A 15,864-nucleotide genomic window follows, 5' to 3' on the forward strand; every position below is an offset into this window, starting at 1 on the left:
GGATGACGCGGTGACGTTCCCCACCTGCCCCGAAACGCCTGCCCTGACAAGGGGATCTTCGCAGATGTGAGAGCGGTGGCGGTGTCGCCCGGCGGCCCGCGGCCTCGGGCCGCCGGGCCAGGGACGCGCCGGAGCTCAGCCCGCGGGCGGTGGCGGGGGCGGCGGGATCTGCGAGAAGATCGGCGCGAGTTCGGCGATCTTGCCCGCATGCGCCCAGCCCGCGCTGCCCGGGGTCCAGACATAGGTCTCGGGGGTAAGGCTGCCTGCGGCGACCATCTTCTCCAGCTCGAGCTGGGTGAAGGGGCCCTTGGTCGCGCCGCCCTCGGCGATGTGCCAGCGCGGCTCGGCGGCGGGCGGGGGCGGCGGTGCGGGTGTTCCGGCCTGGGCCGCAGGGGCCGCGTTCGGGATCGGGCCCCAGGGCCCCGAGCGTGCCATGCGCTCGGCCATCGCCATGCCCATCCCCATGCCCATTCCGGCCGCCATCCCCCCGCCTCCGCCGGGATTTTCGGCCGCTTTCGTCATCGCCTCGGCGGCGGAGAAATCGGTGTAGCGCGAGAGGTCGCCCGCGACGGAAGCGGAGCTGCGCTTGTCGAGCGCGGCTTCGACCTCGGTGGGCAGCGAGATGTTCTCGATCATGAAGGCGGGCAGCTCAAGGCCGTAAGCGGCGACCATCGGCGCGATCTTCTCGTGCACAAGCTTCGCGAGATCGAGGTTGTTCGCCGCCATGTCGAGCACCGGGATGCCCGAGGCGGCGATGATCTGGCTGAAATGGGTGACGATGATGTTGCGGATCTGAAACGAGATCTCCTCGGTGGTGAACTCGCCGTCGGTGCCGACGATCTCGACCATGAACTTGCCCGGATCAGCGACCCGCATCGTGTAGGAGCCGTAGGCGCGGAGCCGGACCGGGCCGAATTCCGGATCGCGGCACATGATGGGGTTGCGTGTGCCCCACTTGAGATCGGTGAACTGGCGCGTGTTGACGAAATAGACCTCGGACTTGAACGGGCTCGAGAAGCCGTGGTCCCAGTGCTGGAGCGTGGTCAGCACCGGCATGTTGTTGGTTTCGAGCTGATAGAGGCCGGGCGAGAAGACATCGGCGAGCTGGCCCTCGTGGACGAAGACCGCGGACTGCCCCTCGCGGACGGTGAGCTTCGCACCGTATTTGATCGCGTTGTCGCGGCGGGGAAAGCGCCAGACGATGGTGTCGCGGGTGTTGTCGGTCCATTCGATGACGTCGATGAACTCGCCGCGGAAGAGGTCGAAGAGGGACATGGGGCCTCGCGCAGATAGGGGCTCGGGCGGAAAAGCGCCGCGCACGGTGAGGAATATAGGCACGGCGCGGGCCAAACGCCAAGCCGGAGGACGACCTCGCCCGCGCCGCGAAGCGCTCCGGTCGGCCGTCCGACGATGCGCGCAACTCCCCCCGGACGCGGGGTAACAATGTTCAGGACGCCCCAGCGCCCCCGCACCGCCCCAGCCCGGGGCGCGCATTTCCCCATTGTGTCCAGATAGATCCGAGCCCGGCCAGCTCGCCCCCACGCGGCCAGAAAAGGACCATCGAGCAGTCCAATGACATTTTCGGATATCCTTGCCCGCCACCCCGACCAGAAGCTCTTGCGCCCCGGCGGCGGCGTCGCCCGCCTTCAAATCGTGTTGTGGAATGCGGCACTGATGTCGATCGTCCTGACTTTCATCTTCGCGAGCATCGCCTTCGGCGCGCGCATCGCCGACCTGCGGCACAGGCAGGAAAACATCACGACGAAAAACACCATGCTGATACTCGACATGATCCGGCTCGAAGGCGAGCTTGGCTATGGCGGGTTCATCCACAATTACAAGAACGCGGTGCTGCGGCCGGGTGAGCCGCGCAACATCGAGAAGGCCGAGGAAAACCTCGAACGGGCTCTGCGGCTCCTGCGCCGGATCGAGCTGGCCGTCCGGGGAGACGAAATCCCGATTACGATCGAGGGACTGCGGCAGACGCTGCACACCTACAGCGACCGGCTCATCACGCTCAAGCAGGAGGACATAACCGCGCTCGGCGCGCGCGAACTCGACCTTCTCCTGCGGGTGAATGACATGAAGGCGCTCGACGACCTGAGCCAGCTCATCACCACGATTGCGGAGCAGGCCCTCGTCAAGACTGCCGATATCAGCGACGGCATCCAGACGCTCAGCAACTTCGCCGCGGCGATCGGGACGGCTCTGCTCGCGGCCGGGTTCGTGATTGCGCGCGAGCGCTACAACTTCGCGCGCAAGGCACTGAGTGCGCGGGTGACGCAGTATTTCGGCATGCTCGAGACGCTGCCGCAGGGGGTCATCGGCCTCTCGGCGGAGGGGCGCATCGTCTCGCTCAACCAGACGGCGCGCGCGCTTCTGGCCGCGCCAGCCCTTGCGCTTCCGGCGAACTGGCCGCGGGGCGCCGTGCTTCTTGCCTGCGACGAGCCCGCGTCGGCATCTGCGTCTCCGTTCGGGAGCGTGGGCGAGAGCGATCTCGTCACACTGGCCCTGCGCGGCGTGAGCTTCGAGCGCAAGCCCGCGCTGCTCCGCTTTGCCGAGGGCGAGCGGCCCCGGCCGGTGCGGCTGACCACCTGGTGCTGCGACCGGTTCGAGGATCATCCGGCCGCGCTCCTGCTCATTCTCGAGCCGGGCAACTGCAGAAGGCGCCGCCACCGCAAGGCCGACGCCAGCGCGGTGAGTGGCTGGCGCCGCAGACCTTCGGCATCGCCCCGCCGTGCGTCCGGGCCCGCTGCCGCCGCTGCATTTGGGCCGTGGCGGGCCTGATAGCCCTCTCCTCCTGCGGCCCCGGCTCGCATGCGCCCTCCCCGTTGTCGCGCACGGTTGTGGCAGAGCGCAGGACAGCGGCGTCGCGCAGGCCGGGATGCTCTGCGCCGGTCTCGCGCGCAGGCTTCGGAGACGGGGAGCCGGCCGTCCTGCCAGCCGCGGTTCACCCGAACGGGGCCGTGGCGGCTGGCACTCATCAGGCCCTTCTGCCCGAAGCGGTAGACGCAGATGAGGAGCGAGTGCGGCGCGGGGCGCCCGAGGCGGAAGAGGTCGGAGAAGGGGCGCCACGCGTGTGCAGCGATTGCGAGTTCGAGGGTTTCGGCGAGGCCGGCGGCAAGGGACAGGGCCGGGGCGCGGACGACACCTGACCCGCAGGCCGAGGAGGAGCCGTTGCCCCGGCGCTTGGGGGGCTGGGGCAATCGACAGGGTGAGAGCGAAATCCGGGGTTCGGGCTGTTTCGGCCCGGACCATTGTCGCGCTAGGTGCCTGCGCGGGGCTGGGCCTGCTCGGCGACCATGGCATCGCGCGCGATGGCGGGCAGCAGCGGGCGGGCTTCCTCGGCGGTCATTCCGGGTTTCAGGCGCGGGTCATACAGCATGCGGAGCAGCACCTCGTCATGCTCCGTCAGCAGCGCGAATTCGAGATCGTCGTTGAAGAGCGAAGGCCGGGCCTCGGGGCTGTCGTTGGGGAGCCCCATGGCCTGGGCCATTTCCTCGTGCACGCAGGAGAGCCGGGTGAGCGGGGGATGCTCGGCCCGGATGAGGATCATCACCGCGGAATAGCGCGCCTTGTCCGCGGGATCACTGAAGGCATAGGCGGTGCAGAAGGTATCGACGGCGGAATCGCCGATGGCGTTGGTGACGGCCGGCGCAAAGCCCGGGAAGCGGGCGCCGACCTCGCGGGCGAAGGCCTGGCGCTCGTCGGAATTCATGAAGAGCACGAGAAAATTCACGTCGTCGCCGTCGCTCACCTGCATGTCGAGCCCGGTGAGCCGCGCAAGCCGCCGGGTGAAGCCCGCGACATTCGCCCGGTCTCGGGCGGATTCCGCCGCCGGGACCGAGGGGCCGGTCATGACGCCGACCCGTACCGGCCTGTCCCAGCGGCGCAGGTAGGCCGGGGATTCCGAGCGCAGGAAACGGCCGTTCACATCGACATATTCGTCATAGAGCGCGACACGCTCGAAATCGCGCACCAGATCGTCGACCGTATAGGGGGCGTCGGCCGGGGCCATCTCGCGGCGCATCCGGCCGCTCGATGTGAGCTCGGTCTCGACGGCGGCGTAAAGCTCGGCAAGCTGCTCGGACTCGCTCGGCCCCTCCGGCTGGTCGGTCGGGGCGGGCGGGATCGGGCGGTCAGGCTCGCTGCTCGGGACCCGCGAGGTGCAGCCCGCAGCAAAGAGGAGCGCAGCAAGACCGCAGACGGCGGCGAGCCGGAGCGGTGCGGCGGCACGAGGGACCTGTCCGGCGCCGAAGCCCGGAGCGCGCCGCCCCATGCAAACCGTTTTTCCCAATCCGAACCCGCTACACAATTCTGCCCGTTACAAGCCTCGTCTGCCGCGCGCCCGGCCGCTATCGGACGACGCTGCCGCCGACGGTGTCGCCGAGCCCGGTCGCCTGCGACTTCGCCGCGGAGAGCGCCGTCTTGAGTTCGCCCTCCATGCGGATGAGCGCCTGCTCGGCTTCGGCACGCTTCGCCTTGCCCTCATCGGCGATCTTCAGCGAATCCTCAATGGTGGCGATGAGATCGGCATTCGCCTTTTCCACGGCCGTGATATCAAAGACACCGCGCTCCATTTCGGTGCGGATCGCGGCATTGGCCTCGCGGAGGTTCTTCGCGTTGGAGGTCAGCAGCTCATTGGTGAGGTCGTTGGCGTCACGCACAACCTCGGCTGCCTCGCGCGAACGGTGGATCGTCACGGCCTGGGCGAGCTGGGTTTCCCAGAGCGGGACGGTGTTGACGAGGGTCGAGTTGATCTTGGTGACGAGGCTCTTGTCGTTCTCCTGGACGAGCCGGATCGAGGGCAGCGACTGCATCGTGACCTGTCGCGTCAGCTTCAGGTCATGCACCCGGCGTTCGAGATCGTCGCGGGCGGCCCGCAGATCGCGCAGCTCCTGGGCCTTCATCACGCCTTCCTGCTCGGGCGCGGCCTGGACCTCGGCCTCCTTGGCCGGGATCGCCGTCTCGTCGAGCTCGGCGATCTTCTGTTCGCCCGCAGCGATGTAGAGCGCGAGCTCGTCGTAGAATTCGAGGGTCTTCTCGTAGAGCTTGTCGAGGGATTTCACGTCCTTGAGGAGCGTGTGCTCGTGGACGAGCAGCTCCTCTGTGATCTTGTCGATCTGGCCCTGCACCGTCTCGTAGCGGGCCATGAACTCGGCCATGGGCTTGGTCTTGCCCATGAGCCGCTCCCACCAGCTCTGCTTGCGGTCGGGATCGAGCTCGGCGACAGAGAAGCCGCGGAGGGAGGTGACCATCTCGCGGAGCGAGCTGCCCGCAGGGCCGACATCCTTGTTGCGCACGCCCGACAGCATGTCCTGGCTGATCGTCTGCAGTTCGGCCTGGGCGCCGGAGCCGAAGCGGATGATCGACTGCGAACTCGAGAGGTCGATCTCGGCCTTGATCCGGTCGATCTCGGCCTGGAGCGCAGGATCGCCGATCGCGGCCGGGACGATCTCCCCCTTCGGCTCGGGCAGGAGATGGGCGCTGACCGCCTCGACCTCCTGGAGCGCCGCTGCCGCCTTCGCGCGGGTATCTTCTGCCATGGGCTCAGGTCTCCTGCTGCTGTCCGTGTCCGGGTGTGATCATGTGGTGAGGCCGTCCTGGCGGAGGCGTTCCCGCAGCACCTCGATCTCGACGTCGAGGTCGCTGCGATCGTCCTTCAGCAGGCCGGCGCGGTGGGTGGCGAAGCTGGTCTCGAGATCGGAGAGCAGCGCCTCGTACTGGCGGCGGCTCTCCGTGTCGCGGCTGCGGGCGTAGATCTCGGCAAACTTGGACGTCGAGTCGCGCAGGCCCATGAGGTAGACGGAGAGGAAGGTGCGGGCCCGCGGCAGGTCGCGGGGGTCGTCCTCGACCACGCGGAAGACCTCGCGGGCCTGATCACAGAGCCGCTCGACGCGGGCCTCGAGCAGCGGATCGCCGATCCGACCCGCGGCACCCGCGATCTCGCGCACCATGGCCTCGGCCCGGTCGATCGCGCGCGCCACGCGGTCGGAGGCGAACTCGTCGACGCCCTCGAGCCCCTTGCCCTTCATCGGGTCGAGCCCGAAGGCGACGACATGGGCGCCCGCCGCGATCACCCCGAAAGCGAGTGCCGTCAGCAGCCCCTGCCCCAGGCTCAGCGCCCCGACGAGGGTGATGCTGGCGCCGGTGAGTGCAGCTGCGAAGAGCTTGCGCGGAATACTCGGAGGACGAGCAATCTTGCGGGCTTCGAAGGCTGCTTCAGCCTTCAGCCCCTCGGCGAGAAGCCAGGCCGCCAGCGCGAGGCCCGCAAAGCCGCCGACCTCCGCGATGGTCTCCGTGGCGCTGCCGCGCCGGATCGAGCCGACCGCGGCAAAGAGCAGCGGCAGAGGCATGACGAACAGGAGCCGGGCCCGGATCGAAACCTTGCGCGCCCGGCGGTTGCGGAAAGGCGCGGGGGCGGGGCTGCCCGCGCGCGTGCCGCCCGAAGGTTGCGCGCCCGGAGAGTATTTCCCACCAAATCTCTGTTGCGCCATCAGAAAATACCCGGGCCCGCGCCCAGTGCTCCGAAGCTCGTGGTCAGCACGATCGCCGCCAGAATGACGAATCCGACCAGCCGTATTCCGGAATTTCCCATCAACGATGTCCAATTTTTCGTCCCTTGTGGGCGAAAGATAGTCGTCGTCGAGAGCTGAAACCAGCCCCGTCGGTCGCGAATTGTTCATCAAGTGTTATGATTTAGGGCAGACTGCACCAATTGCGCTGATTGCTTCATCGTAGACCCCTGCACAGGTTGTGTACAAGCTTTTTTTGCACCGCGATTCGCGTTAAAGATTCGCTTACGAAGTTTCGTAACCCGATGCTGCAGCTTGACCGTGCGCCGCGTCCGAGGGGACGTGACGTCGAAGAAGCCCGGGCGCGGGGTCTGGGTTGGCAGTGACTTAAGGACTTAACCGAATGGCCAAGGGCACGGTGAAATGGTTCAACACCGAAAAGGGCTATGGATTCATCCAGCCCAGTGACGGGGGCAAGGACGTTTTCGTCCATATCACGGCAGTTCAGGCCGCCGGATTGCAATCCCTGAAGGACAACCAGCCGATCGAATACGAATTGATCGACGGCCGCGACGGACGCAAGAGCGCCGGCGACCTCAAGATCTGAGGCGCGGTCCGCGTCTCCTCGCGGCCCCGCGGGGCCGTCCCGGCGCTCCGGATTCAGGTTCGTGGCGCTTTCCTGTGCCCTTTTCCTTCGGCTTTCCGCCCCCCGGCGCTCTTGCGCCCGCCTTTGAACCCGAACCGGCGGAATCCCCTTCCGGCTGCATTTCGCCCGTGCGAAGACCAAGCTGATCGCGCAAGACCTTCGCGCGCACTTCCTCGACCGCTCCCGATGCGAGATCGCCGAGCTGGAAGGGGCCGTAGGAGATCCGGATCAGGCGGTTGACGAGCAGCCCCGCGCTTTCGAGCGCCCGGCGCACCTCACGGTTGCGCCCCTCACGTAGCCCCACGGTCAGCCAGACATTCGCCCCCTGCACCCGGTCGATGGTGACACCCATCGGCTGGAAGCGCTCGCCGTCGACAGTTACGCCGCGGCGCACCGGCTCGAGGCTTTCCTCGGTGGCCGTGCCCTTGGCGCGGACCCGATACTTGCGCACCCAGCCGGTGGCGGGCAGCTCGAGGCGGCGCTTGAGCGCACCGTCGTTGGTGAGCAGAAGCAGACCTTCGGAATTGAGGTCGAGCCGGCCGATGCTCATGACACGCGGCAGCTCCGGGGGCAGTTTATCGAAGATCGTCGGGCGGCCCTTTTCGTCGCGCGCCGAGGTCACGAGCCCTGTGGGCTTGTGGTAGCGCCAGAGCCGGGTCGGCTCGGCGGCGGCGACGGGCGCGCCATCGACCTCGATCCGGTCGGCGGCGGTGACGTTGAGGGCGGGGCTGTCGATCAGCTTGCCGTTTACCCGCACCCGGCCGGCCGCGATCATCGCCTCGGCGTCGCGGCGCGAGGCGATTCCGGCGCGCGAGAGGCGGCGGGCGATACGTTCGGAACTGTCATCGTTCTGGCTCATTTCCTGCTCCTACACGGGCGGGCGCGGCACGCGCAATCGCGAAATCCCGTGCGGGCGTACCCTGCCCCGGTCGGCCAAGAGGCTTGAAGCCGCGCCCGCGCCGCGCCAAGAGACGCGGATGACCCGCTTCGCACCGCATATGGACATCGCCCTTGCCGAGGCCCGCGCCGCGCGCGACCGCGACGAGACCCCTGTCGGCGCGGTGATCGTCGGCGCGGACGGCCGGCTGCTGGCCCGTGCAGGCAACCGCACGCGGGAGCTCTCCGACCCGACGGCGCATGCCGAGATGCTGGCGATCCGGGCGGCCTGCGCCGCGTCGGGCTCGGAGCGGCTCGGCAGCGCGACGCTTTACGTCACCCTCGAGCCTTGCGCGATGTGCGCCGCAGCGATCGCCGCGGCCCGGATCGCGCGGGTCTGCTACGGCGCGGCGGATCCGAAATCCGGCGGGGTTGAACAGGGGGCGCGGGTCTTCGACCGTGCGCAGACGCACCATCGGCCGGAGGTTGTGGCAGGCGTTGCCGAGGCGGAGTGCACGGCCTTGCTGCGCGCTTTCTTTGCGGAGCGGCGCTGAGCGCATCGGGGCCGTTTGCCTCGCCGCAGCATTGCCACATACTCTTGCGGACGGGCGGAATACCCCGGGGTTGGAGAGCAGGAATGAAATCCTTGTTTGAGAAGGCGAAAACGGCGTCCGCGCCGCTATTCGCGGCTGCAGCGCTCACGCTGGCCGCAACGACGGGCGCACAGGCGGCCGGGGCAAGCGAGCCCGTGCATGTGGCGATCCAGGTCGACGAAAGTGACCCGGTCAAGATGACCATGGCACTGAACAATGTGAAGAACATCCACCGCTACTATGCCGAGCAGGGCGAGGAAGTGGACATTGAGGTCGTGACCTTCGGGCCCGGTGTCACCATGCTGCGCAAGGATCTCTCGCCGGTCGGCGCCCAGATCGCGCACATGAGCGAGACGATCGATCATCTGTCCTTCTCGGCCTGCGCGAACACCATCGCGGCAGTGGAGAAGACGACCGGCAAGCCGGTCGAGCTGCTGCCGGAGGCGCAGGTGGTGCCGTCGGGCGTCGTGCGGCTCATGGAGCTTCAGGAGCAGGGCTACAGCTACCTCAGGCCGTGAACGGCCCGCCCGGCGGCAGGGCGCCGCCGGGCACGCGAGACCTCACAACTCCAGTGTCTCCATGACTTCGGGCGTCTTCACGTCGACCCCCGGCAGGCCCGCCTTGAGATCGTCGGCCGATTGCGCGAGCAGCGGGAAGGTCTTGTAGTGGCAGGGGATCACGGTCCTGAAGTTGAAGAACTTCTTCGCCGCAAAGGCCGCGCGCTTCATGTCCATGGTGAAATGGCCGCCGGCGCAAAGGATGCCGATCTCGGGGTGATGCAGTTCCTCGAAGAGACCCATGTCGGCCATGACGTCCGTGTCGCCCGAGAAATAGATCGTCTTCCCTTCGCCCGCGATCATGTAGCCGGCCTCCGAGCCGGCATAGACCGGCCCCTCGCTGCCGCCGTAGGAGGAGGAATGGGTCGCATGCACCATGGTCACGGAAACCTCGCCGAGCGTGACCGTCCCGCCCTTGTTGAAGCCCACGGTCTCGATGCCGTGCTTCTCGGCCCAGAAGGACATGAGGTCGAAGATCCCGACCACCGGCACGCCCAGCGCCTTGGCGATCTCGATCACGTCGTTGGCGTGGTCGAAATGGCCATGGCTGAGCAGGATGCGGGTGGCACCCGCGATCGCCTCTTCCCGGCGGCTCTCGTCAAAGCTCGGGTTCTCCTTCAGCCACGGATCGACAAGGAGCACCTCGCCGGCGATCTCGATGCGGAAGCCCGAATGACCAAGCCACGTTATCTTCATTTCAATTCCCTCCGGAAGTCTGCTTCGATCAAGGACCAACGGCCCTCGCCCGCTCGGAGTTTCCATGGACTGGTTTCGTGAGGTCAACAGCTATTGCGAACGCACCGGCCCCGGCTACTGGTCGGAGCCGGTCAACGCGCTGACAAATCTCGCCTTCGTGGCGGCCGGGCTCTGGGCCTGGCGCCACGCCGGGCGGGCGGGCGACCGGGGTGGGCGGCTGCTTGCGGCGATCCTCGTTGCGATCGGCATCGGCTCCTGGCTCTTTCACACCCATGCGCAGGTCTGGGCGATGATGGCGGACGTGTTGCCGATCCTCGTCTTCATCCTTGTCTATGTCTTTCTCGCGACGGTGCGCTTCTTCGCCCTGCCCGCCTGGGCCGGAGCGCTTGCCGTTGCGCTCTACTTCCCCTGGTCGATGCTGATCGAACGGGGGCTTACACCACTGGTCGGTACGCTCAACGGCTCGATGAGCTACGTGCCGGTGCCGACTCTGATCTTTCTCTACGCGGGCCTGCTCGCGCGCCGCCGCCCCGAGACGGCGCGAGGGCTCGCGCTCGGCGCCGCACTCCTCTGCCTCTCGCTCCTCTTCCGCTCGATCGACCAGGCGGTCTGCGGCGCGGTGCCCTCCGGCACGCATTTCCTCTGGCATCTCTGCAACGCGGTCCTGCTCGGCTGGATGATCCGGGTGATGGTGCGCGACCGGGAACCCGAAGCCCTGCGAAGCGCTTGATCCCGACGGTCGGACCGGCGAGGATCCCGGCATCGTGAAGGAGATTTCAGCATGGCAACCATTTATGGCACCTCCGGTCCGGAGCGGCTTCTCGGCACCAACGCGAACGACAGGATCGAAGGCTTTGGCGGTGACGATTACATCTCAGGCCGCGTCGCGGATGACACGCTTTATGGCGGCAGCGGCGACGACACGATCGCGGGGGACCACGAGCACGATCCCCGTCTCAAGGGGAATGACCGGATCTTTGGCGATTCGGGCAACGACGTTCTCTACGGCAATCCGGGCGACGATACGATCCATGGCGGCGGCGACAACGACCGGCTGTCGGGCGATGACGGGAACGATCTGCTGCTGGGCGACAATGGCCACGACTGGCTCGATGGTGGAAGGGGCAACGATCGCCTCCGCGGCGGTGGCGGGCGTGACACGCTTCATGGCGCGAGCGGTAACGACGAAATCAACGGTGACGCGGGCGACGATTACGCCCACGGCGAGGCCGGAAATGACACCATTCAGGGCGGCGATGGAAACGACAAGGTCCGCGGTGGTCCCGGCCGGGACTCGCTCTTCGGTGGCGCGGGGAACGATCTTGTCGCCGGCGGGACCAACTATGACGTGCTGCGTGGCAACAATGGTGACGACACACTGATCGGCGGCGCAGGCGGCGACGTGCTGGTCGGCGGGGTTGGAAACGACGTTTTCGTCTTCGAGACGGCCGGGCACTCCCAGCCCGGAACCTCGGGGCGGAGGCCGCTCTTCGACCAGATCCGCGCGACGCTGGCCGATGCGAGCCCTGCTGCCCCTGCCTTCGAGGATGGCGATCTCATCGACCTCTCGGGGATCGACGCAAACAAGACGTGGTCCGGCGATCAGGCCTTCCGGTGGGGCGGCGTCTATGACGGCGGCGAACGTGAGATCGGCATGGTCTATGTCGTCAACAGCCGCTCGGACACGCTGGTCCTGGCGAATGTGGACCGGGACGACGGCTGGGATTTCAAGATCGAGATCGAGGACGGACGCCGCGGCGCGGGCTGGTATCTCGACGACGATTTCATTCTCTAGGCGCAAGTGCGGTGCGGACCGAAACAGTCCGCACCCGGCATCGCGCTCCGACCTCCAAAGGAGACCAGGTTCCCTTTTTGAGATTTCCGCTCCATCCAGAATGGTCCTGGTCTGGCGTCGCGCCCGCCCCACCTTCCGGCTTTTTGCTTGCGCGAAGAGCGCAGGCGGTTTACACGCTTTCGTGTATATCGATTCCCGCAGGCGGGTTCGGCTACACGCCGACCTGATGGGAAACGAGCCGCAATGGCGCGGCGTATCCTGACACATGCCCTTCGTGGCAAGCAGCAATGACGCTGTGTGACCCGTGATCTGTCCTTTCGGGGCCGGATCGCCGGAACGCGGCGCCTTTCCTATTTCCGCGTTCCGCAACAGGAAACCTCCGGCCATGCCCGCGATGGCCCATGCCGGACTCCCGAGGAGCGGAAGATGCGCCACGCCATCTTCAGGGACAGACTGACCCGACCCGCCCTGGCCGCTGATCGCGGCCGGTCGAACCCGCTCGTGCCGCGCCAAGGACCGAACGCCTGACCCTTCAGATCCTCTCCCGAACCAGACCTTCGAAAAGGACCTTCAGATGTCATACGTGACGCCCAGGGAATTCGCCGCGAAGATGATCGATGCCGGCGAATCCAAGATCTTCATGTCGACCAAGGACACGCTCATCCGCGCCTACATGGCCGGGGCGATCCTCGCGCTTGCCGCAGCCTTCGCGGTGACGATCACCGTCAACACCGGCCAGTTCCTCGTCGGTGCCCTGCTCTTCCCGGTGGGCTTCTGCACCCTCTACCTGCTCGGGTTCGACCTCCTCACCGGGGTCTTCACCCTTGCGCCCCTTGCGGTCTTTGCGAAGCGACCGGGCTGCACCTGGGGCGGCGTGCTGCGCAACTGGGGCCTCGTCTTCGTCGGAAACTTCGCGGGCGCCATGACCACCGCCGTCTTCATGGCGATCATCTTCACCATGGGCTTCACCCAGGATCCGAACGATGTCGGTCAGAAGATCGGCCATATCGGCGAGGCCCGGACCCTCGGCTATGCCGCGGCAGGCGCGGGCGGCATGCTCACGCTCTTCATCCGCGCGGTGATGTGCAACTGGATGGTCTCGACCGGCGTCGTTGCGGCGATGATGTCGACTTCCGTTTCGGGCAAGGTCATCGCCATGTGGATGCCGATCCTCATCTTCTTCTACATGGGCTTCGAGCATTCGATCGTGAACATGTTCCTCTTCCCGAGCGGCATCATGCTCGGCGGCCAGTTCACCTGGGCCGACTATTTCCTCTACAACGAGATCCCGACCGTCATCGGCAATCTCGTGGGCGGGCTCACCTTCGTCGGCGCGATGATCTACTCGACGCATTACAAGACCTCGCCGCAGCGGAACGCCCCGGCACCCGAGGGGCTTCCGGCCGAATGAGCCCGGACGGCAGCCCCGCTCCATCCGGCTTGCCGGGCGGCGCGGGGCGCGCTCTCCCGGAGACCGGCATGGCCCCCACCCTCTCCGTCTGCCTCGGACAGGCCTCGGACCGCGGCCGGAAGGCCGAGAACCAGGACTTTCACGGCGCCATCCTGCCCGACGGCACCGTGCTTGCCCTCAAGGGCGTGGCGCTCGCGCTGGCCGACGGGATCTCGAGCAGCCGGGTGAGCCGGGTGGCGGCCGAGACCGCCGTGCGCAGCTTTCTCGACGACTACTATTGCAGCCCCGAGACCTGGGAGGTGAAGACCGCCGCCCGCACGGTGCTCACGGCGGCCAATGCCTGGCTGCATGCCCAGAGCCCCAGCGGGCAGTTCGGCGCGGACCCGAACCGCGGCCACGTCTGCACCTTCTCGGGCCTGATCCTGAAGGGACGGCGGGGCTACGTCTTCCATGTCGGCGACAGCCGGATCTGGCGGGTCGCGGGCGCAAGCCTCGAGCAGCTCACCGAAGATCACCGCATCGCGCTTCCCGGCGGCGAGAGCTATCTCGGCCGGGCGCTCGGGCTCGCGCCGCAGGTGGAGATTGACCAGCGCGTGATCGAGCTCGCGCCGGGCGATACCTTCCTGCTCACCACGGACGGCGTCCACGAGCCGCTCGGCCCCGGCACGATGGCGCGGATCGTGGCGGAGGCGGGGGAACCGGAGGCGGCGGCATCTGCGCTTGTCGCGGCGGCGCTCGCGGCCGGAAGCGAGGACAATCTCACCGCGCAGGTGGTGCGTATCGAGGCGCTGCCCGACGGGAGTGCCGAGGAGTTCATGGGCGCGGCGGCGCGCCTGCCGCTGCCCCCGCCGGTCGAGGCCCCGGCAGAGTTCGACGGCTACCGGCTGCTGCGGCAGATCCATGGCAATGCGCGGAGCCGGATCTTCGTCGCGGTGGAGACGGCGACGGGGCGGCAGGTGGCGCTGAAGCTGCCCGCGCCCGAGCTGCGCGAGGACCCCGCGCATCTGCGGCGGATGATGATGGAGGAATGGATCGCCCGCAGGCTCTCGAGCCCGCATGTACTGAAGGCCGTGCCACCCGCGCGGCCGAGGCGATATCTCTACGTGGTAACGGAACATGTCGAGGGCCGCACGCTGCGGCAATGGATGCACGACAATCCGCAGCCCGATCTCGCTGCGGTGCGCGACATTGCCGGGCAGATCGCGCGCGGGATCCGGGCGTTTCACCGCCGCGGCATGGTGCATCAGGATCTGCGCCCCGAGAATGTCATGATCGACCGAACGGGCACGGTGAAGCTCATCGATTTCGGTTCGGTGCGGATTGCCGGGGTGGCCGAAACGGTGGTGCAGCCCGAGGCCGCCGAGGTTCTGGGCGCGGTGCAGTATGTGGCGCCCGAGCTCTTCCTCGGCGCCGCAGGGAGCTGGCGCTCGGATCTCTACGCGCTCGGGGTGATCGTCTACGAGATGCTGACCGGGCGCCTGCCGTACGGGGCGGCCGCTGCGCGCGCCCGCAGCCGCGCCGCCCAGCGCCGGCTCGTCTATGCGAGCGCACAGCGTGGCGCGCGGCCGGTGCCCGAGTGGATGGATGCAGCCCTCCGCCGGGCGGTCGATCCCGATCCGCGGCGGCGGCAGGAGGCGCTTTCGGAATTCGTCGCCGATCTCTCCCGGCCCGACCGGCGGCACGCGGGCGCGCCGCGCCCGCCCCTGGCCGAGCGCGACCCGGTCCGGTTCTGGCAGATCGTCTCGCTCTGCCTTGCGGGCGTGATCGTCTATCTTCTCGCGCGCTGAGACGACACCGGTTCCCTTCCGGCGCATGCGCGGCCATTCTTGCGCACGGACCGGCAGAGGGAGGACGGCATGTTCGAGGGCTTCAGCGACGAGAGGATCACGCTGGCAAGCGGGCTCACGCTCCGGGTGCGCGCGGCGGGGGACGGGCCGTCGGTGCTTCTGCTCCATGGCTACCCGCAAACTCACGCCTGCTGGCATCTGGTCGCCCCGCGGCTTGTCGCGGCCGGCTTCCGCGTGGTGGCGAGCGACCTGCGCGGTTACGGCGGCTCGGACAAGCCTGCCTCCGCGGCGCCGCACGAGACCTATTCGAAGCGCACCATGGCCGCCGATCAGGTCGAACTGATGCAGCGGCTTGGGCATCCGCGCTTTCATCTCGCGGGTCACGACCGCGGCGGGCGCGTCGCGCACCGGCTGGCACTCGACCATCCACAGGCGGTCGCGCGGATGGCCGTGCTCGACATCGCGCCGACAGCAACGATGTATGCCCGCACCGAGCGGGTGTTTGCGACCGGCTATTACCACTGGTTCTTCCTGATCCAGCCCGCACCGCTGCCCGAGCGGCTGATCGGGGCGGACCCGGATTTCTATCTCGAGAGCAAGCTCGCCGCCTGGGGTCGCTCGGGAATGGAGGCGTACGCCCCAGAGGTGCTGGAGGACTACCGGCAGGCCTTCCGCGATCCGGCCTGCATCGCGGCGACCTGCGAGGACTACCGCGCAGCGGCAACGATCGACCTCGACCATGACGCGGCGGATGCGGAGGCGCGGATCAGCTCACCGCTGCTCGCACTCTGGGGCGCGCGCGGGCTTGTCGGACGGCTTTACGACGTGCCGGCGGTCTGGGCGGAAAAGGCGCGGGATGTGCGCGGGAAGGCGCTCGATTGCGGCCATTTCCTGCCCGAGGAGGCGCCGGAGGAAACCGCCGCGGCGCTCATCGGCTTCTTCGGCGCAGGCGCGGACTGAACGGAAAGATCAAAATGCGGGGCGCGCG

Annotated in this window: 15 protein-coding genes; 9 read left to right on the plus strand and 6 right to left on the minus strand. The window is 67.7% G+C overall.

Annotated elements, in window-relative coordinates; all coding sequences use genetic code 11:
* Positions 1 to 135 precede the first annotated feature (135 nt).
* Complete coding sequence (locus ACF66B_RS08630; RefSeq protein WP_111431521.1) at positions 136 to 1,275, minus strand: SPFH domain-containing protein; 1,140 nt, start codon at positions 1,273 to 1,275, stop codon at positions 136 to 138.
* 297 nt (positions 1,276 to 1,572) lie between these two features.
* On the opposite strand from ACF66B_RS08630, the gene ACF66B_RS08635 reads away from it, so the two are divergent.
* Complete coding sequence (locus ACF66B_RS08635; RefSeq protein ID WP_111431520.1) at positions 1,573 to 2,787, plus strand: hypothetical protein; 1,215 nt, start codon at positions 1,573 to 1,575, stop codon at positions 2,785 to 2,787.
* Between the two features lie 478 nt (positions 2,788 to 3,265).
* Here ACF66B_RS08635 and ACF66B_RS08640 read toward each other — a convergent pair whose 3' ends face one another.
* From ACF66B_RS08640 to ACF66B_RS08650, 3 genes are all read right to left on the minus strand, one after another.
* Positions 3,266 to 4,279: a DUF2927 domain-containing protein gene (locus tag ACF66B_RS08640; protein WP_111431519.1), complete on the minus strand. Its 1,014-nt coding sequence runs from the start codon at positions 4,277 to 4,279 to the stop codon at positions 3,266 to 3,268.
* Between the two features lie 76 nt (positions 4,280 to 4,355).
* Positions 4,356 to 5,546, minus strand: coding sequence for a toxic anion resistance protein (locus ACF66B_RS08645; protein ID WP_111431518.1), 1,191 nt, complete (start codon positions 5,544 to 5,546; stop codon positions 4,356 to 4,358).
* Between the two features lie 39 nt (positions 5,547 to 5,585).
* Entirely contained in the window at positions 5,586 to 6,497 is a 912-nt protein-coding gene (locus tag ACF66B_RS08650) for a 5-bromo-4-chloroindolyl phosphate hydrolysis family protein (RefSeq protein WP_111431517.1), read from the minus strand.
* Positions 6,498 to 6,918: 421 nt separating this feature from the next.
* On the opposite strand from ACF66B_RS08650, the gene ACF66B_RS08655 reads away from it, so the two are divergent.
* Complete coding sequence (locus ACF66B_RS08655; protein WP_111431516.1) at positions 6,919 to 7,122, plus strand: cold-shock protein; 204 nt, start codon at positions 6,919 to 6,921, stop codon at positions 7,120 to 7,122.
* Here the strand turns inward: ACF66B_RS08655 and ACF66B_RS08660 are convergent.
* On the minus strand, positions 7,112 to 8,020 hold the full coding sequence (locus ACF66B_RS08660) for a pseudouridine synthase (protein ID WP_111431515.1): 909 nt from the start codon (positions 8,018 to 8,020) through the stop codon (positions 7,112 to 7,114). The two genes, ACF66B_RS08655 and ACF66B_RS08660, sit on opposite strands and share 11 nt — an antisense overlap.
* A gap of 118 nt (positions 8,021 to 8,138) precedes the next feature.
* Between ACF66B_RS08660 and ACF66B_RS08665 the strand changes: the two genes are divergently transcribed.
* Both ACF66B_RS08665 and ACF66B_RS08670 read left to right on the plus strand, forming a co-directional pair.
* Complete coding sequence (locus ACF66B_RS08665; protein WP_111431514.1) at positions 8,139 to 8,591, plus strand: nucleoside deaminase; 453 nt, start codon at positions 8,139 to 8,141, stop codon at positions 8,589 to 8,591.
* A gap of 83 nt (positions 8,592 to 8,674) precedes the next feature.
* Positions 8,675 to 9,148 (plus strand): DsrE family protein, encoded by a 474-nt coding sequence (locus ACF66B_RS08670; protein WP_111431513.1) that lies wholly within the window; start codon positions 8,675 to 8,677, stop codon positions 9,146 to 9,148.
* 42 nt (positions 9,149 to 9,190) lie between these two features.
* Here ACF66B_RS08670 and ACF66B_RS08675 read toward each other — a convergent pair whose 3' ends face one another.
* Entirely contained in the window at positions 9,191 to 9,883 is a 693-nt protein-coding gene (locus ACF66B_RS08675) for a metal-dependent hydrolase (protein ID WP_111431512.1), read from the minus strand.
* A 64-nt stretch (positions 9,884 to 9,947) separates the two neighbouring features.
* Here ACF66B_RS08675 and ACF66B_RS08680 point away from each other — a divergent pair, with 64 nt between their 5' ends.
* The 5 genes from ACF66B_RS08680 to ACF66B_RS08700 all read left to right on the plus strand — a co-directional run bounded on the left by ACF66B_RS08680 (position 9,948) and on the right by ACF66B_RS08700 (position 15,836).
* The gene (locus tag ACF66B_RS08680; RefSeq protein WP_111431511.1) at positions 9,948 to 10,613 is read left to right on the plus strand and encodes a ceramidase domain-containing protein; all 666 of its coding nucleotides are present in this window, start codon (positions 9,948 to 9,950) and stop codon (positions 10,611 to 10,613) included.
* A 51-nt stretch (positions 10,614 to 10,664) separates the two neighbouring features.
* Positions 10,665 to 11,678: a calcium-binding protein gene (locus ACF66B_RS08685; protein ID WP_111431510.1), complete on the plus strand. Its 1,014-nt coding sequence runs from the start codon at positions 10,665 to 10,667 to the stop codon at positions 11,676 to 11,678.
* Positions 11,679 to 12,252: 574 nt separating this feature from the next.
* Complete coding sequence (locus tag ACF66B_RS08690) at positions 12,253 to 13,089, plus strand: formate/nitrite transporter family protein (protein ID WP_111431509.1); 837 nt, start codon at positions 12,253 to 12,255, stop codon at positions 13,087 to 13,089.
* A gap of 68 nt (positions 13,090 to 13,157) precedes the next feature.
* A complete protein-coding gene (locus ACF66B_RS08695; protein ID WP_111431508.1) occupies positions 13,158 to 14,876 on the plus strand; it encodes a bifunctional serine/threonine-protein phosphatase/kinase in 1,719 nt (572 codons plus the stop codon).
* 69 nt (positions 14,877 to 14,945) lie between these two features.
* Complete coding sequence (locus ACF66B_RS08700; RefSeq protein ID WP_111431507.1) at positions 14,946 to 15,836, plus strand: alpha/beta hydrolase; 891 nt, start codon at positions 14,946 to 14,948, stop codon at positions 15,834 to 15,836.
* Positions 15,837 to 15,864 lie beyond the last annotated feature (28 nt).

The organism is Amaricoccus sp. B4 (assembly GCF_043226085.1).
In the GTDB taxonomy this organism is placed as follows: domain Bacteria; phylum Pseudomonadota; class Alphaproteobacteria; order Rhodobacterales; family Rhodobacteraceae; genus Amaricoccus.

Excerpts from the sequence above, each read along its gene's own strand:
- ACF66B_RS08650 (WP_111431517.1), bottom strand. The coding sequence starts at position 6,497 with ATGGCGCAACAGAGATTTGGTGGGAAATACTCTCCGGGCGCGCAACCT.
- ACF66B_RS08695 (WP_111431508.1), top strand. The coding sequence starts at position 13,158 with ATGGCCCCCACCCTCTCCGTCTGCCTCGGACAGGCCTCGGACCGCGGC.
- ACF66B_RS08665 (WP_111431514.1), top strand. The coding sequence starts at position 8,139 with ATGACCCGCTTCGCACCGCATATGGACATCGCCCTTGCCGAGGCCCGC.
- ACF66B_RS08645 (WP_111431518.1), bottom strand. The coding sequence starts at position 5,546 with ATGGCAGAAGATACCCGCGCGAAGGCGGCAGCGGCGCTCCAGGAGGTC.
- ACF66B_RS08630 (WP_111431521.1), bottom strand. The coding sequence starts at position 1,275 with ATGTCCCTCTTCGACCTCTTCCGCGGCGAGTTCATCGACGTCATCGAA.
- ACF66B_RS08680 (WP_111431511.1), top strand. The coding sequence starts at position 9,948 with ATGGACTGGTTTCGTGAGGTCAACAGCTATTGCGAACGCACCGGCCCC.
- ACF66B_RS08690 (WP_111431509.1), top strand. The coding sequence starts at position 12,253 with ATGTCATACGTGACGCCCAGGGAATTCGCCGCGAAGATGATCGATGCC.
- ACF66B_RS08675 (WP_111431512.1), bottom strand. The coding sequence starts at position 9,883 with ATGAAGATAACGTGGCTTGGTCATTCGGGCTTCCGCATCGAGATCGCC.
- ACF66B_RS08685 (WP_111431510.1), top strand. The coding sequence starts at position 10,665 with ATGGCAACCATTTATGGCACCTCCGGTCCGGAGCGGCTTCTCGGCACC.
- ACF66B_RS08640 (WP_111431519.1), bottom strand. The coding sequence starts at position 4,279 with ATGGGGCGGCGCGCTCCGGGCTTCGGCGCCGGACAGGTCCCTCGTGCC.
- ACF66B_RS08670 (WP_111431513.1), top strand. The coding sequence starts at position 8,675 with ATGAAATCCTTGTTTGAGAAGGCGAAAACGGCGTCCGCGCCGCTATTC.
- ACF66B_RS08635 (WP_111431520.1), top strand. The coding sequence starts at position 1,573 with ATGACATTTTCGGATATCCTTGCCCGCCACCCCGACCAGAAGCTCTTG.
- ACF66B_RS08660 (WP_111431515.1), bottom strand. The coding sequence starts at position 8,020 with ATGAGCCAGAACGATGACAGTTCCGAACGTATCGCCCGCCGCCTCTCG.
- ACF66B_RS08700 (WP_111431507.1), top strand. The coding sequence starts at position 14,946 with ATGTTCGAGGGCTTCAGCGACGAGAGGATCACGCTGGCAAGCGGGCTC.
- ACF66B_RS08655 (WP_111431516.1), top strand. The coding sequence starts at position 6,919 with ATGGCCAAGGGCACGGTGAAATGGTTCAACACCGAAAAGGGCTATGGA.